Here is a 17,736-nt window from a genome sequence, read left to right on the forward strand (position 1 = left end):
TTATTTTTGACGTACTCAATTACAATTGATGAAAATCTGGAATAGGTTGGTATCTTGCCTTTCCTTTTGCGCTTAGTCTGATTAATGCTACCGTTGCCTTCCTTTTGGTATCTCATTGACAAGGAAGCATAAGTGGAAATCACGTTTGAGGTTTTAGTCGCACTGTTTGTTGTAGCATCTGCAGCAGGCTTTATTGATGCTATGGCGGGTGGAGGCGGTTTGTTGACACTTCCTGCGTTACTGGCTGCGGGGCTTAGCCCGACTCAGGCGTTGGCAACGAACAAACTGCAAAGCTCATTCGGTAGTTTTTCCGCGAGTTGGTATTTTGTGCGCAATGGCATCGTCAGCCTAAAAGAGATGCGCATTGCTATCTTGTGTACTTTTGTTGGTTCTGCAATTGGCGCTGAGGCGGTGCAATTTGTCGATGCCGGCGTGCTGACCAGCTTAATTCCGGTCCTTCTCATTGCTATTTCACTCTATTTTTTACTTGCGCCAACAACGAAAAAAACAGGCGGTGAACCAAGGATTTCAGAGGCAATGTTTGCGCTTTGTATCGGTGGTGGCGTAGGTTTTTATGACGGATTTTTTGGCCCTGGAACCGGGTCTATCTTTACGGTTTGTTTTGTTGTTCTCGGCCATTTCTCTTTAGTTGATGCTACCGCACGGACCAAGATCCTCAACTTCACTTCTAATATTGCAGCACTGTTGTTTTTTGTACTAGCTGGCTTGCCCGTATGGGAGATAGGCTTAACCATGGCTGTTGGTGGTTTTATTGGTGCTCAACTTGGGGCAAAAGTGGTGGTGACGAAGGGACAAAAATGGATCCGTCCCCTAGTGATCACCATGTCGATGTTGATGGCACTAAAACTTCTTTGGCAACAACATCAGCAATGGATTCTATCAGTGTTTTAACCCGTTGATTACGATAGGTGTTATGGCGTAGGCAAACGTGAATTGGGCGGATAAGGTGCGCTAGCTGTTCAAACTCAAAGCGGTATTTTTCGTCGATTTTGAGTGTGTTGATGATGGATTTTGGAATCAAAGCGGGTGCCATACCCGCTAATGCTAATTGTGCCGCCGCGGTATAGGAGTCCATTTCCATGATGGGTTCAATATTGTACTTAGACAGGATGGCTTGCTGATAAGTATTGGCCGGATTACTCAAGTCATTAGTCAGCACTGCTGTTGGTAACGTGGTCAGTGGATGTTTACTAATGATCGAGAAAGGTTCATCGGCGAGGTGAAAGCTCATCAGGCCGTGATGAGGGGGTAAATAGCCGGCACAGAACCCAAGCGTTGCTTTGCCTGACTTTACATTTTCTATGATTCTTGGCGTATGGTTGGTGGAGATGCGCAGATAGGGATCGTCTGAAAATCGCTCTTCCATGATCAAACTCAGATAGCCCGCAACTAACGTTTCAGAGCAATCTAGCTTAATCAGCGACGTATCTTCGAGCACTTGTTGATCGTGGATTTGACCGATTAACTCATTGAAGGTTGGCTCAATGGTAGCAATGAGTGCAAGTGCGTCTGAGGTCAGTTTGATGTGCCTACCGCTTGGCTCAATAAGCTTTTTCCCGATTTTCTTTTCCAGGTTGGCAATACGTTTACTCACCGCAGACTGGCTAATGTACAACTGACTGCCAGTTCGGCTCATTGTTTTTTCTCTACTCAGAACAAGTAACGTCTCAATGCCTTCTAGTAACATACCAATTGATGAAAATGAGGAATAGTAGAGCTAATTTAACCAAATATAGGACCGTAAGCGAGCATAACAGGACAAATAAAAAGAGCCGATGTTATGACCGGCTCTTAAAAGTGTTCTTGGAGAAGGGGAGTTAACGATTGATGGCGAACGTAGGCAAAGACAAGTGCCAGCGGATCGCGCCAAGACGAATAATCAACGTTGAGCTAATGCAAGCGATCAGCGCTGTTGAGTGGTCATAGCCCATTGCAACAGCGGTGGTATGGAATATCCCACCGATAATACAGGCTGTTGCATAAACTTCACTTCTCAGTACCATCGGCACCTCTCGCGCCAGTACATCACGTATGATGCCGCCACCACACCCAGTTATCACGCCCATAATCACAGCGACCATGCCTGAAGCATTATAAGCCAAGGCTTTTTCTACTCCGATACCGACGAATACAGCAAGACCAATGGCATCACAAACGGGCAAAACCCACCAAGAAAGGCGCTTGGGACGACGGACTATCAGCATGGTTAATAGGCAGGTGATAAAGATAACCCACAGGTAGGTCGTGTCAGTGACCCAAAATACAGGGGTGGCACCCAGTGCCATATCTCGGATTGTTCCACCACCAATAGCGGTGACGCTACCGAGCACAATCACGCCGAATGGATCCATCTTTAACCGGCCAGCCAGTAATACACCTGAAATGGCGAATATGGCAGTGCCGAATAAGTCGATCATGTAAAGCAGCATGGAGTCCATGTTACTTGGTACCTTTAAGCAAAGTGATAAAAAATGGGCGCAAATTGTACGGTATTTACCACGAAAACGTTAGCGTTTTTGGCGTACGCTTTCAAAGTAATCACACACTTCTGTGATGGCGTTAAGTGTTCTCGGTGTCGGGCGGTTAATCCAGTCAGCATTCAATGACCAAATATGCCCATTCTTTAAAGCAGGCACTTCATTCTTCCATTCAGACCACATCCCGTCACTACTCATTGCATGACGCGAAGTAAAAATGACGTCTGGTTGGCGAGTGATGATTTGCTCGATGCTGACCTGAGGGTAGGGAGAGCCCGCACTGGAAAATATATTTTCGCCGCCACAAAAGCTAAACACTTCACTCGGCCAGTTTTTTCCTGCGACCGTGATGATTGGTTTTTCACTGAGCTGGTAAAAATAACGGACCTTGTCTTCGGTGTTGTATTTGTCTTTCAAAACTTTTAACTGGTTTCGAAAGTCATCAGCGGCTTTCTGGCCTATTTGTGGATTTTCGCTGTACTGACTCAATTGTTCGATGTTGTTGGCGATGTCCATCAGTGAGCTGGAAGTAGAGTAATAAATGGGTACATCAAACTGAGCGAGCTTTTCCAATTCTTTGGCTGGATTACCTGAAGGCCAGGCAATGACCAAATCCGGACGAAGCGCAATGATACGTTCGAGCTTTATTCCTTGGTAATTGGAGACTTTCTCCAGCTTATTCGCTTGTTCAGGGTAATCACTCATTTCGCTCACTGCGATTAATTTGTCTCCAAGCCCTGCGGCATAGGCAATCTCGGTTGCGTGTGGAGCCAAGCTAATTACACGTTGCGCTGGTTCGTTAGCCAGTACGATTGATGAAAACAAAATTGAAATTGATACGGCAATTTTAGACATCATAATCCTTGATAAATCAGTCCTAGAAGAAGGCTTTGGATAACAATCCAAGCAAAAATACGCCAAACCAAGAGAGCTTGGATCTGCGCCAGATGTATAGCAGACGGCGCAATACGCCCTCCAATTTTGGCTCGCTCTGCTCGTATTCCCTGGTAAATAGCTGGGCCACCCAAAGAGAGTTGTAACTTGTTCCCGACACTACACAGTAACCACGCTGGTCCGGGTAACGGCCAGGAATGTGCTTGTTGGTTTATTCCGCTCATCACAGCAGACAAACTCTTCCCAGATGCGATAAACAGAGCGAACAAGCGCAACGGGATGATTTCAAGTGCAGCGAGAAGTTGAATGGCGGGTTTGCCAAATGGTGAGTATTGTTTTCGGCTTGGTGACCAGGTACGTGCAAGTTCTGCGATAAGTCGGTAAAGGAAAGCACCAATACCACCGGCAAGTGCGTACCAGAACAGAACACAGACAACATTTCGGCCGTAGCCCATAATGATCGTTTCCGCGCCCGCTTTTCCTATCCCTAACAGAGAAAGGCTGTTTGTATCACGGTTGAGGTACGGTTTTAATCGTTGGCGACATAAGGGTTTGTCCTCATTGGACATAGCGCTAACGAGCTGTTTGGTTAACCTCTCGCTGCTTCGCCAATCTAACGCGAGCAGCAATAATGCTAACTCGTATAATGGCGCTTTCCATACCAGAGGCTTTAACGCAATCAAAAGCACCAAACAAGGCAATATCATGATGAGAATGGAAAGGCTGCCTGCCAGTATGCTTTGCGAATAGCTATGGTGTCGGTTCACCTTTATGGTCAGCTGCTCTGCTATTTTTCGCCATAAAGTGAAAGGATTAGCGGAGTGAGGGATAGGTAAAACGAGATGAAACAACAGTGCGCCCCACATTACAAGGAGCGCACCATTGGCGTAAAGTTGCTGAAAAGTTTCTTCCATGAATGGTTCGATTTATTTAACCGACTCGGCTTACTTTACTAGCTCTAACATTTTGAACACCATTTCTGAGGAGCTTTTCGCCGCTAACGGTAAAAACTCTTCGAAGCTCATTGGTGATTCTTTGTCGGCTACGTCTGAGATGGCACGTACCACCACAAATGGCGTATTGAACTGGTGGCAAGTTTGAGCAATTGCTGATGCTTCCATCTCTACTGCGATCACTGATGGGAAGTGCTCGCGGATAAATGCTTGACGCTCAGCGGTGCAAACGAAAGCATCACCAGTACAAATAAGGCCGCGTACCGCGTGTTTGTTTTCCATCTTAGCTAATGCTTTTTCTGCCAGCTCCATCAGCTTTTCGTCCGCTTTGAATGCCGCAGGTTGGCCAGCCATTTGGCCTATTTCGTAGCCGAATGCTGTTACGTCTGCATCGTGGTGACGAACTTCAGTTGAGATGACCACATCACCGAGGTTCAGGCTGGAGTCGAAGCCGCCAGCAGAGCCCGTGTTGATTACAACGTCAGGTTGGTATTCATCAAGTAAGATGGTCGTACCCACAGCAGCGGCTACTTTACCGATGCCCGATTGCAGAAGTACTACATCTACACCGTTAATTTGACCAGAGAAATACGTACAGCCTGCTTTGTTAACCGTCTGGCAGTTTGTCATTGCTTCTTTCAGGATGGTCACTTCTTGTTCCATCGCGCCGATGATACCAACTTTCATAACACTCTCTTTGGGTAAAATATTCATTCGGGCGAGAGTATAACACTCACCAGAGTCAGTTTTCTATTTGATGAGCCCTGCGTCAGAGAGTTCAGTGCGTAATTGTTTTGCTCGCTTTCTGTTGACGCCAAAATCGGAGTAGCCAATACGCGATTCAGAGCGAACGATGAGCTTATCTTTACCGATTTTTAGCTCAAGATCATCAACAAAGCGCATGATTTTGGACGTACATTCAATACGTAGGTAATCGCCTTCTTTGACCGCCGTTTTTGCCCCCGGCAGTTTGAGAGCCGCTTGCTCAATCGCATCGAGTGTTGCGGACTCTGTCAGCAGGAAAGGTTCAAGGTAGTGCTCTTCACGAGAATCTTGGGTGGATACGCAATTTGGCTTATTACCACATGGTGTTTGAGAGCGATCGGTCATGGTTGGTACTCCTTGGCTGCACGCGGTTAAGCTGAAAAGAACGATAGAAAGGAGAGCGAATTTTTTCATGGTATTGATTCCTTGTGGTAGGAATTTAGTCGTTAAAATTTTTTGTTATGTAATTATATGTAATAAAAGAAAAAAGGACCCAATAATCGGGTCCTTTTGAGAGATTTAACGTGTTGAACGTTAGACGTCCAGGTAGTCGAGGATACCTTCGGCTGCTTTTCGACCTTCGTCAATCGCGGTTACCACTAAGTCTGATCCGCGTACCGCATCGCCACCAGCAAAGATTTTTTCGTTACTGGTTTGGTACTGAAACTCTTGCTTCAGAGGCGCTTTAATTCGGCCCCACTGGTCAAGATCAACATTGAAAGGTGTTAACCAATCCATTTGATGCGGTTGGAAACCAAATGCCATGATCACAGCGTCAGCAGCTAAAACATGCTCACTACCTTCAACAGGCTCAGGACGACGTCGGCCTGCTTCATCTGGCTCACCAAGTGCTGTTTTCACCACTTTCACGCCAGTTACATTACCCGATGCGTTGACTTCTAGTCCCAGAGGTTGAAGGTTGAACATGAATTTCACGCCTTCTTCTTTGGCATTTTTGACTTCTCGACGTGAGCCCGGCATGTTGGCTTCGTCACGACGATACGCACAGATTACGTTTGATGCACCCTGACGAATAGAAGTACGTACACAGTCCATTGCGGTATCACCACCACCGAGTACCACGACTTTTTTACCGGCCATATCGATATAAGGCTGGCTATTTTTCAGGTTCATCACTTTATAGGTGTTGGAAATCAAAAATGGCAGAGCGTCATAAACACCCGGTGCATCTTCATTTTCCAAACCGGCACGCATGTTTTTGTAGGTACCTACACCAAGGAAAACGGCATCGTAATCATCGATAAGTTCTTGCATCTGCACGTCTTTACCGACTTCTACGTTCATGCGGAACTCGACGCCCATCTCAGTGAAAACGCGGCGGCGATTTTCCATCACCCCTTTTTCGAGTTTGAAAGAAGGGATACCAAAGGTCAGCAGACCGCCAATCTCTGGGTAACGGTCAAACACTACAGGTTTGACACCGTTACGGACTAAAATATCGGCAGCCGCCAAACCCGCTGGTCCAGCACCGATGATGGCGACTTTTTTGTCGGTCCATTCGACTTTAGACATATCCGGCTTCCAGCCCATTTCAAAGGCTTTGTCGGTGATGTACTTTTCGATGTTACCGATGGTTACCGCACCAAAGTCATCATTCAGTGTACAGGACCCTTCACACAATCGGTCTTGTGGACAAACACGTCCACACACTTCTGGTAAACTATTGGTTTGATGTGACAGCTCTGCCGCTTCTAGAATACGTCCTTCATTGGCCAGTTTTAGCCATTGAGGAATGTAGTTGTGTACCGGACATTTCCATTCACAGTATGGGTTACCGCAATCCAGACAACGGTCAGCCTGTGCCGTTGCCTGTTGTTTAGTAAACGGTTCGTAGATTTCGACAAACTCAATCTTACGAATTTTAATTGGTTTTTTCGCCGGATCTACGCGTTGAACATCGATAAATTGATAAACGTTCTGGCTCATGATTCAAACATCCTCCATGATTTATTGGGCTTGAACGCGCAGTTCAGCAGCGCTACGACTTTGGTGACCAAGCAGAGTATTCAAATCTGCCGCTTGAGGTTTCACCAAGTAGAACTTCGGAATCCATTCGTCAAAGTTCGCCAAAATATGCTCTGCGTGGCTAGAGCCGGTTTCTTCTAAATGCTCTGCAATCAGACCGCGAAGATGTTCTTGATGTATATACAAGTCAGACAGCGAAATGGCTTCAACCGACTCGTTGTTTACACGGCCTTGGAAGCTTTGGTTTTCATCCAGCACATAGGCAAAGCCGCCTGTCATACCCGCACCAAAGTTCACGCCTGTTTCACCAAGAATAGCAACAATACCACCTGTCATGTATTCACAGGCGTTATCACCAGCACCTTCAATGACCGCGATGGTGCCTGAGTTACGGACACCAAAGCGTTCACCCGCTTTACCCGCCGCAAACAGTTTACCTCCCGTTGCACCATACAAACAGGTGTTACCGATGATGGTCGCTTCATTACATTTGAACGCAGTACCTAAGTGTGGCTTGATGGCAATCTTGCCTCCCGCCATACCTTTACCGACGTAGTCGTTGGCATCACCAGTAAGGTAAAGTTCTACACCACCAGCGTTCCATACACCAAATGACTGGCCTGCAGTGCCATCGAGATGCAGTTTAATCGGTGAGGCCGCCAGCCCTTGGTTACCGTAGCGTTTTGCAATTTCACCTGACAGGCGCGCGCCCACTGAGCGGTCGGTATTGATCACATTGTAGTAGAAGCTGGCTGAACGGCCTTCTTCGACAGCATTAATAGCGTCATCAACGATGCGTTGGTTCAGCTCTGCTCTGTCAAATGGTGCATTTGGCTCGGTCCAAAACAGCGGATGTCCTTCTGGAGAAACTGGTGCTTCGAGAATATTGGACAGATCCAGTTTGGTTTGTTTTGCAGTGAATCCTTCAACAGCTTCAAGTAGGTCAGTGCGACCAATCAAGTCAGTCAGTTTCTCGACGCCAAGCTCTGCAAGTAGACCGCGTACTTCTTCAGCCAAACCGGTGAAGTAATTTATTACCATTTCAGGTAAGCCTTTGAAGTACTCTTTACGCAGGGTTTCATCCTGAGTCGCAACACCTGTCGCACAGTTGTTTAGGTGACAGATACGCAAGAATTTACAGCCCATTGCTACCATTGGCGCGGTACCAAAACCAAAGCTCTCAGCACCTAAAATAGCGGCTTTAACCACGTCTAAACCGGTTTTCAGACCACCGTCAACCTGCAAGCGAATTTTATGACGCAGACCGTTGGCAACCAGAGCTTGTTGAGTTTCAGCTAGGCCTAGCTCCCAAGGGCTACCAGCGTATTTCACTGAGGTTAGTGGGCTTGCCGCTGTACCACCGTCATAACCAGAGATAGTGATAAGGTCAGCATAGGCTTTTGCCACACCCGTAGCGATAGTGCCAACGCCCGGTTCAGATACAAGCTTCACCGAAACCAATGCTTTCGGGTTAACTTGTTTCAAGTCGAAGATCAGCTGCGCCAAGTCCTCAATCGAGTAAATATCGTGGTGAGGAGGAGGGGAGATCAGCGTCACGCCTTGAACGGAATAACGTAACTTAGCAATTTCAGCCGTGACTTTATGTCCCGGAAGCTGGCCACCTTCACCCGGTTTCGCCCCTTGAGCGACTTTGATTTGTAGCACATCCGCGTTGGTTAAGTAATGTGGCGTTACACCAAAGCGACCTGAGGCAATCTGTTTAATACGCGAGTTACGTTCGGTACCAAAACGGCGAGGATCTTCACCACCTTCACCAGAGTTTGAGTAACCACCGAGCCGGTTCATTGCGGTTGCAAGTGCTTCGTGTGCTTCTGGACTCAACGCGCCAATAGACATCGCTGCAGAGTCGAAACGTTTGAACAGGTCATTTGTCGGTTCCACTTTATCCAGTGATAAAGGGGAGTCGGCTTTCTTCAGTGTCATTAAGTCACGCAGCATCGCAACCGGACGTTGGTTTACCTGCTTCGCGTAGGACTGATAGTCATTGATGTCGCCCGATTTAACTGCAGTTTGTAGTGTACCGACGACATCGGGGTTGTAGGCATGGTATTCACCACCATGCACGTATTTCAGCAAACCACCTTGATCGATAGATTTACGTTTTGTCCAGGCTTTACGGGAAAGGTTAGTCAGATCTTGCTGGAAGTCTTCAAAGTTCGCTCCGGCAATTCGTGTCGCAACACCTTTAAAGCAGAGATCAACGACTTGCTGATTTAAACCTACCGCTTCAAACAGCTGAGAACAGCGGTATGAGGCGATGGTCGAGATGCCCATTTTAGACATGATTTTGTACAGGCCTTTGTTGATGCCGTACTGGTAGTTTTGCATCACGTCGCGGTATTCTTTATTTAGTACGCCATCATCGACCAGCTTACCGAGTGCCTCGTAGGCTAAGTATGGATACACCGCGGTAGCACCAAAGCCGAGCAGAACAGCAAATTGGTGAGGGTCCCGTGCTGTTGCGGTTTCGACCACAATATTCGCATCACAGCGCAAGTTGGCATTAGCAAGGCGAGTTTGTACCGCCCCTACCGCCATTGCTGCTGGGATTGGTAATTTGCCTTTAACTAAAGCGCGATCTGACAGGACGACCAGAACGGTGCCTTCACGAACCACTTGTTCCGCTTGATCACACAGGAAGTTGATGGCTTGTTCGAGGTCTCTTTCTTCCGGATCGTAATTGATATCGAGAATCGTATTGCGATAGTGATCGTCACTCAATCCCAGCAGTTGCTGCATATCCGAATAGAGCAGAACGGGTGAATCGAACGTCACACGATGTGCGTGCCCGTCGGTTTCACAGAAGACGTTCATCTCCTGACCGATACTGGTTGCCAGCGACATGACGTGTTGCTCGCGTAGCGGATCGATTGGTGGGTTGGTGACCTGAGCAAATTTCTGACGGAAGTAATCGGTCACTAGACGCTCTTTTGACGACAGCACGGCCATCGGAGTGTCATCACCCATCGAGCCAACCGCTTCTTGTCCCATTTCACCAAGAACACGCAGTACTTGGTCGACTTCTTCGTTGGTCATGGCGAATTGCTTTTGATAAGTCTTAAGCAAGTCTTCATCAAAATTACGTTCACCAACCTGATCTTCAGACAGTTCTGAAAACGGCGTTAGTTTGCGGACGTTGTTTGCCATCCATTCACGGTACGGGTGACGACTTTTCAGATCGTTGTCGATCTCGCTTGATTGCCATAATTTACCTTTTCGGGTATCGACAACCAGCAGCTCACCCGGACCTACACGACCTTTTTGCGCCACTTCATCTGGCGCGTAATTCCAAATACCAACCTCTGAGGCAAGCGTTATCAACTTGTCTTTGGTGATCACATAACGTGCCGGACGCAGACCGTTTCTATCTAAGTTACATGCAGCGTAACGGCCATCAGATAATACGATGCCCGCAGGGCCGTCCCATGGTTCCATGTGCTTCGAGTTGAAATCGTAGAAAGCACGCAGATCCTGATCCATATCTGGGTGATTCTGCCATGCTGGCGGCACAAGCATGCGCATCGCACGGAAGATATCCATACCACCTGCCAGGAATAGGTCCAGCATGTTATCTAAGCTGGAAGAATCTGAGCCTGTTTCATTAACAAATGGTGCAGCAGTTTGCAGATCGGGTAACAGCGGAGATGAGAATTTGTAAGCACGAGCTCTCGCCCACTGACGGTTACCTTCAATGGTATTGATCTCACCGTTATGTGCCAGATAGCGGAACGGTTGGGCTAATGGCCAACGAGGTTGCGTGTTAGTAGAAAAACGCTGGTGGAACAGACAAATCGCAGATTCCATACGAAGATCAGCAAGATCTAGATAGAAGCGCGGTAGATCCGCCGGCATGCAAAGTCCTTTATAGACTAACACTTGGGTTGATAAGCTACAGATATAAAAGTCAGGATCTTCCGTGATCTGCTTTTCAATGCGACGTCGAGCTATATATAGACGGCGTTCAATATCTCGCTCGCGCCATCCCGCTGGAGCGGAGATAAATACCTGTTGGATATTTGGCACAGAGTGGAGGGCAATCGGGCCCAGCACTTCAGAATTTGTTGGTACTTCTCGCCAACCCGCAACAGTCAGAGTTTCTTGAGCGAGTTCTTTGTTAACGATTTCTCGCGCTTGCTGAGCTTTGATAGGATCTTGGCTAAAGAAAATCATCCCTACGGCATATTGCTTACCAAGGTTAAAACCATTTTCTTCGGCGACTAGGCGTAAGTAGGAATCGGGCTTTTGTAGTAGAAGACCACAACCATCACCAGTTTTACCATCGGCGGCAATACCACCACGGTGGGTCATACGGTCAAGCGCAGAAATTGCTGTACGAACCAGCTTGTGACTTTGCTCGCCTTCCATATGAGCGATCAAGCCAAATCCACAGTTGTCTTTCTCAAGACTTGGATCATAAAGAGCCATTGCAATTCTCCCTTTGCTTATCTGTCATCCCGACAGATACATCAACACTGCTTATGTTGATAGTGATGACTAACTATGCGTCATTTTTTTGTTTTTATGTATATTTATTCAATAAAAGGCGTGAAATATTTAACAATTTTTGACTGTTTTATTTTCATCAACTTCACAAGCTATAGGTTATTGTAAAAAAGGTCAAGTTATTAGTGGATAATCACGCTAATCAGGGATTTACCATTTAATTGGCTGGAATTATTCAATGATTTCAATTAGATATGAATTTGATTGTTACAATAAAGTAACATTTACTACTGGCTGAAATAAAAAAGACCAGCATAAAATGCTGGTCAAAATAAAAAGACTGGAAGGAATTGTTTTCTTTCTTGTTGAACAGCCAACAATATAATTATTGGCTGCTCGTACTCAGAAAGAGGGAGGAGTGCATCTCCTCCTATTATGCTGAAAGCATCAGCGAGTTTGCTTTTGCTTCTAGGTGTGTACCGCCCATCAGGTATTCATCGATAGAGCGAGCACACTCACGGCCTTCGTTGATACAACGAACGACAAGTGATTGACCTGTACGCATATCGCCTGCAGCGAAAACACCTTCTTGGTTAGTCGCAAATCCCTGAGTTGCTACATTGCCACGATCATCAAGAGCAATGTCTAGTTGTGCTAAAACACCCGTTGGTTCTGGATGTAGGAAGCCCATCGCCAGGAATGCCATATCGCAAGGAATCACTCGCTCACTGCCTTCCACTTCTTTAAAGCTTGGGCGCTCGCCAGGTTTTGCATCTTCCCAGACGATGTCTGCAATGCGCAGACCCGTTACTTCACCTTTATCATTACCAATGAACTCTTTAGTAAGGATGTTCCAGTGACGATCCACACCTTCTTCGTGAGACGTAGAAGTACGTAAGATCATTGGATACTGAGGCCAAGGCATATTCGCTGGACGTTTTTCTGGTGGAATCGGCATGATCTCAACCTGAGTCACACTCGCTGCACCATGACGGTTTGAGGTACCAACACAGTCAGAACCTGTATCACCACCACCGATAACTACCACATGCTTGCCTGCTGCGTGAATTTCTTCAGTTTTCAGGTCCATGTTGTTTGCACGGCGGTTGTTTTGACCAAGGAACTGCATTGCGAAGTAAACGCCTTTTAGTTCACGTCCTGGTACCGGAAGGTCACGAGGAACCGTAGAGCCACCAGTCAGTAGTACCACATCGTATTCTTGACGTAACTGCTGAGCGTTCACGTCAACACCAACGTGTTGGTTCACTTTGAATTCCACACCCGCTTCAGCCATCAGGTTGATCTTACGATCAATCACTTCCATGCTGAGCTTAAAGTCAGGGATACCAAAACGTAGCAGACCGCCGACTTTTTCGTCTCGTTCAAATACCGTCACTGAGTGACCCGCGCTATTAAGCTGTTCAGCTGCAGCCAGACCCGCAGGGCCTGAACCGATGATTGCAACGGTTTTACCTGTACGAGAGCGTGGCGTTTTTGGTTTGGCGTATCCTTCACGATACGCCGTTTCCACGATGGTTTTCTCAATGTTACAGATGGTGATTGGGTCTTGGTTAATACCAAGTACACAAGAACTTTCACACGGTGCAGGACATACACGACCCGTAAATTCAGGGAAGTTGTTCGTCGAGCTCAGAATGTTCCATGCTTCTTCCCAGCTATCGCGGTAAACCGCATCGTTAAATTCTGGGATGATGTTACCAATCGGGCAGCCGTTATGACAAAACGGCACGCCACAGTCCATACAGCGAGAAGCCTGAGTATTGATCTTGCTACCAAACTCCTCGTTCAGAACGAACTCTTTGTTGTTCTTGATACGTTCAGCGGGATCGATCTTCTGAGGAAGTTCACGACCATGCTCTAAAAATCCAGTAGGCTTACCCATTACACTGCCTCCGCTTCAGTTTGTTGTGCCTCAGCTTTACGCTTTTGAAGTACCGCTTTGTAATCGCGCGGCATGACCTTAACCATAGAGGCTAGGCTAGCTTCAAAGTTGTCTAGGAAAGACTGAGCAACTTCACTTCCTGTGAATTGAACATGCTTAGTTAACATGTCTAGTAACAGATCTTTGTCTTCTTGTTCGATAGGATCCAAGTCAACGAGTTCTGGGTTCAGTTTGGACTCGAAGTCACCTGATTTATCCCATACGTACGCTACACCACCGCTCATACCAGCAGCAAAGTTGCGACCTGTTGAACCTAGGATGATAGCTGCACCACCAGTCATGTATTCACAGCCGTGGTCACCCACGCCTTCAACCACAACTTTCGCGCCAGAGTTACGAACACAGAAACGCTCACCAGCCATACCGCGGATGAAAGATTCACCAGAGGTTGCACCATAGAAACATACGTTACCTACGATGATGTTGTCTTCAGCAACAATGCTAGAGTTCGCATCTGGGTACAGTACTAAGGTACCGCCAGACAAGCCTTTACCCCAGTAATCGTTCGCGTCACCTTCAACTTCGAACTTCACACCTTTCGCAAGGAATGCACCGAAAGACTGACCAGCAGAGCCTTTGAACTTCACGTTCATTGGCTGTGGCAGACCTTGGTCTTTGTACACTTTCGAGATCTCGTTCGACAGCATAGTGCCCGCAGAGCGGTCTGTGTTGACGATAGGGAACTCAGCGTTCACTGCTTCACCTTTCTCAAGCGCTGGAATAGCGGCTTGGATAAGTTTGCGGTCTAGTACTGATTCAAGGTTGTGGTTCTGCACCGTTTGGTTGTATACACCGTCGGCTTCACGTGGTTGCTCGATGTGTAGAACAGGAGACAGATCCAGGTTCTTGTATTTCCAGTGAGAAATGTCTTGGCGAACACGCAGTTTCTGGCCTTGGCCAACCATTTCATCGATAGTACGGAAACCAAGTTCCGCCATGATTTCGCGCAGACCCTGAGCCATGTACTGGAAGAAAGTGACTACGTCTTCTACGCGGCCATCAAAGCGCTCACGCAGAGTTTTGTTCTGAGTTGCGATACCAACAGGACAGGTGTTCTTATGACACTTACGCATCATGATACAGCCTTCAACAACCAATGCTGCTGTTGCCACGCCCCATTCTTCCGCACCTAGTAGAGTTGCGATTGCAAGGTCACGAGGTGTTTTCATCTGGCCGTCAGCCTGAACAACGATACGGTTACGCAGACCATTCTTCAGAAGTGTTTGGTGTGTTTCTGCCAAACCTAGTTCCCAAGGAAGACCAGTGTGACGAATCGAAGAAATTGGCGATGCACCTGTACCGCCATCGAAACCAGCGATCAGTACAACGTCTGCTTTTGCTTTCGCTACACCTGATGCGATGGTACCAACGCCTGCTTCAGATACCAGTTTCACGTTTACACGACCCGCACGGTTCGCGTTTTTCAAGTCGTAGATAAGCTGAGCCAAATCTTCGATTGAGTAGATATCGTGGTGTGGCGGTGGAGAAATCAAACCGACGCCCGGAGTTGAGTGACGAGTCGCACCGATCCAGTCATCGACTTTATCGCCAGGTAGCTGACCACCTTCACCTGGTTTCGCACCTTGAGCCATCTTGATTTGAAGCTCTTCTGCGTTAGTCAGGTAGTAAGACGTCACACCGAAACGACCTGATGCAACCTGTTTGATTGCAGAGCGTTCCCAGTCGCCGTTTTCTTTACGCTCGAAGCGAATTGGGTCTTCACCACCTTCACCTGAGTTGGATTTTGCGCCTAAGCGGTTCATCGCAACAGCCAGTGTTGAGTGTGCTTCGTGAGAGATTGAGCCAAATGACATTGCACCCGTTGCAAAGCGTTTTACGATGCTCTCAATTGGTTCAACTTCGTCGATAGAGATAGAACCTGCTGGGTTCTTAATGAACTCTAGTTGGCTACGAAGCGTAACAGCATTGTCGCCTTGCTTATCTACTGCGCTCGCGTACTGCTTGAACTGAGAGTAGTCTTTGTTACGAGTCGATTGCTGAAGCAGAGAAATCGTTTCTGGGTTGAACAGGTGTTTCTCACCACGTTGTTTCCATTGGTAAACACCGCCAACATCAAGCATTTGAATTGGGATTTCACGTTGTGGGTAGCCAATACGGTGACGAACCACGACTTCTTTTGCGATGTCATCCAGAGTCAGACCCTGAATACGAGAAACCGTACCAGTAAAGTATTTGTCTACAACGGATTTGTGAATACCAAGCGCTTCGAAGATCTGTGCGCCGTGGTAAGACTGCAGCGTTGAGATACCCATCTTAGAGAAGATCTTCAGCAGACCACCGTTAACGGCTTTACGGTAGTTGTTGAACAAATCGCTTGGATTTGCTTCAGGATCGAGCTTTTTCGTACGCTGTAGTTCGATGATGCTTTCGATTACCAAGTAAGGGTTAACCGCGTTTGCACCATAACCAAGTAGAGTCGCGAAGTGGTGAGTTTCACGCGCGTCACCCGTCTCTACCACGATGTCACACTTAGCACGCAGACCTTTACGGATCAGGTGATGGTGAACTGCGCCAACCGCCAGCATTGCTGGGATAGCCGCGTGGTTAGAGTTTACTGCACGGTCTGTCAGTAGGATGATTGAGTAGCCGTCGATCACTGCGTCTTCTGCGTATTGGCAGATACGTTTAAGTGCGCGCTCAAGTTTTCCTTTTTCTTCGCTTGCCTGGAATACGATGTCCAGTGTCTTAGCTTGTAAGTGCTCGTTATCGATAGCACGTAGCTTCTCAAGCTCAGAGTTAGCCAGTACTGGAGATTCCAGTTCTACCTTTTGACAGTGAAGCGGTGTTTCTGTCAGTAGGTTTTGGTCTTTACCCAAGTAGGTGTTCAGGGACATAACCATACGCTCACGGATCGGGTCGATCGGCGGGTTAGTTACCTGAGCAAACAGCTGCTTGAAGTAGTTTGATAAGTGCTGTGATTGGTGAGACAGAACGGCTAGCGGCCAGTCAGCACCCATTGCAGATAGTGGCTCTTTGCCATCGTTTGCCATTGGAACGATGATTTCGTTCACTTCTTCTGAGCTTACGCCAAATGCTTGTTGGCGGTGTAACAAACGCTCTGGAGAAGGTTGGCTAAACTGGTTACTTGCATCCGGCAAGTTTTTCAGACTGAGAAGGTTATCTTCAACCCATTTTTCGTATGGCTGAGAGGTAGCAATGGTATCTTTCACTTCTTCATCAGAAATGATACGACCTTGCTCTAGGTCAGCAACAAAGATACGACCAGGCTGCAGACGACCACGGAACTCAACGTTTTCTGGTGCAATGTCGACTACACCAGACTCTGATGCCATTACCAGGAAGTTGTCTTTCGTTACTGTGTAGCGAGAAGGGCGCAGACCGTTACGGTCAAGCGTTGCACCTACTTGAACACCATCAGTAAAACATACAGAGGCAGGGCCATCCCATGGTTCCATAATGTTTGCGTGGTACTGATAGAATGCACGACGCTTAGGATCCATGTTTTTGTTTTCTTGCCATGCTTCAGGAATCATCATCATCAGCGCGTGAGGCAGGGTACGACCAGAAAGAACCAGCAGTTCCAGAGCCATATCAAAGTTTGCTGAGTCAGACATGCCTTCTTGACAGATAGGCAGCAGCATATCGATCTCAGCCTGCGTGAACAGGTCTGATTCAATAATCGCTTCACGGGCTTTCATCCAGTTCAGGTTACCGCGAACTGTATTGATTTCACCGTTGTGAGCAATGTAGCGGAAAGGCTGAGCCAGACGCCATCTTGGGAATGTATTGGTAGAGAAACGAGAGTGTACCAGTGCCAGTGCAGTCACCATGGTTGGGTTCTGCAGGTCAAGGAAATACTGTGGTACCTGTTCTGTCGTCAGCTGGCCTTTATATACCAGAGTCTTGTACGACATAGAGTTAATATAAAACTCGTCTTTGATATTCGATACGCTTTCCAGGCAGACACGTACAGTGTAGTTACGCAGAACGTACAGTTTACGTTCCAGTTCCTCAGGTGTAACACCCGGGCCACCAGAGATAAATACGTGTTCGAATTGCGGCTCCGTGCTAAGCGGGTCGGCACCAAGCATAGAGTTATCTACTGGAAGTACGCGGTAGCCAATAACTTCAAGATCCAGGCGCTTGGCATTGCGCTCTAGAATGTCACGGCACTGTTCACGTTTGTATTCGTCTTTCGGGAAAAGAACGACACCAACACCATATTTTTCGA

Annotated in this window: 11 protein-coding genes; 1 reads left to right on the top strand and 10 read right to left on the bottom strand. The window is 47.3% G+C overall.

Annotated features, from left to right (window positions below):
- Positions 1 to 132: 132 nt before the first annotated feature.
- Positions 133 to 912 carry a TSUP family transporter gene (locus tag L9Q40_RS13675; RefSeq protein ID WP_014230814.1) on the top strand — a complete coding sequence of 260 codons (780 nt, stop codon included), beginning with the start codon at positions 133 to 135 and terminating at the stop codon, positions 910 to 912.
- Here the strand turns inward: L9Q40_RS13675 and L9Q40_RS13680 are convergent.
- The 10 genes from L9Q40_RS13680 to gltB (L9Q40_RS13725) form a co-directional block, all read right to left on the bottom strand.
- Positions 839 to 1,708 (bottom strand): LysR family transcriptional regulator, encoded by an 870-nt coding sequence (locus L9Q40_RS13680; protein ID WP_014230815.1) that lies wholly within the window; start codon positions 1,706 to 1,708, stop codon positions 839 to 841. The two genes, L9Q40_RS13675 and L9Q40_RS13680, sit on opposite strands and share 74 nt — an antisense overlap.
- Positions 1,709 to 1,838: 130 nt before the next feature.
- Positions 1,839 to 2,459, bottom strand: coding sequence for a TRIC cation channel family protein (locus tag L9Q40_RS13685; RefSeq protein ID WP_498793600.1), 621 nt, complete (start codon positions 2,457 to 2,459; stop codon positions 1,839 to 1,841).
- Between the two features lie 69 nt (positions 2,460 to 2,528).
- Complete coding sequence (gene btuF, locus L9Q40_RS13690) at positions 2,529 to 3,353, bottom strand: vitamin B12 ABC transporter substrate-binding protein BtuF (RefSeq protein ID WP_498793602.1); 825 nt, start codon at positions 3,351 to 3,353, stop codon at positions 2,529 to 2,531.
- Positions 3,353 to 4,306, bottom strand: a complete 954-nt coding sequence (locus L9Q40_RS13695; protein WP_498793604.1) for a cobalamin biosynthesis family protein — start codon at positions 4,304 to 4,306, stop codon at positions 3,353 to 3,355. Before L9Q40_RS13695 ends, btuF begins: the two co-directional genes overlap by 1 nt.
- Before the next feature lie 30 nt (positions 4,307 to 4,336).
- Positions 4,337 to 5,032, bottom strand: coding sequence for a 5'-methylthioadenosine/S-adenosylhomocysteine nucleosidase (gene mtnN / locus L9Q40_RS13700; protein WP_014230819.1), 696 nt, complete (start codon positions 5,030 to 5,032; stop codon positions 4,337 to 4,339).
- 63 nt (positions 5,033 to 5,095) lie between these two features.
- Positions 5,096 to 5,524 carry a DUF1499 domain-containing protein gene (locus tag L9Q40_RS13705; protein WP_498793605.1) on the bottom strand — a complete coding sequence of 143 codons (429 nt, stop codon included), beginning with the start codon at positions 5,522 to 5,524 and terminating at the stop codon, positions 5,096 to 5,098.
- A gap of 120 nt (positions 5,525 to 5,644) precedes the next feature.
- Positions 5,645 to 7,057 (bottom strand): FAD-dependent oxidoreductase, encoded by a 1,413-nt coding sequence (locus L9Q40_RS13710; protein ID WP_014230821.1) that lies wholly within the window; start codon positions 7,055 to 7,057, stop codon positions 5,645 to 5,647.
- 21 nt (positions 7,058 to 7,078) lie between these two features.
- The gene (gene gltB, locus L9Q40_RS13715) at positions 7,079 to 11,542 is read right to left on the bottom strand and encodes a glutamate synthase large subunit (protein ID WP_498793607.1); all 4,464 of its coding nucleotides are present in this window, start codon (positions 11,540 to 11,542) and stop codon (positions 7,079 to 7,081) included.
- 451 nt (positions 11,543 to 11,993) lie between these two features.
- Entirely contained in the window at positions 11,994 to 13,463 is a 1,470-nt protein-coding gene (locus L9Q40_RS13720; RefSeq protein WP_498793608.1) for a glutamate synthase subunit beta, read from the bottom strand.
- On the bottom strand, positions 13,463 to 17,736 hold a 4,274-nt coding region (gene gltB / locus L9Q40_RS13725; protein ID WP_498793610.1), incomplete at its 5' end, for a glutamate synthase large subunit. The genes gltB (L9Q40_RS13725) and L9Q40_RS13720, both read right to left, overlap by 1 nt.

The organism is Allocatenococcus thiocycli, assembly GCF_921292965.1.
Taxonomy (GTDB): Bacteria; Pseudomonadota; Gammaproteobacteria; order Enterobacterales; family Vibrionaceae; genus Vibrio; species Vibrio natriegens.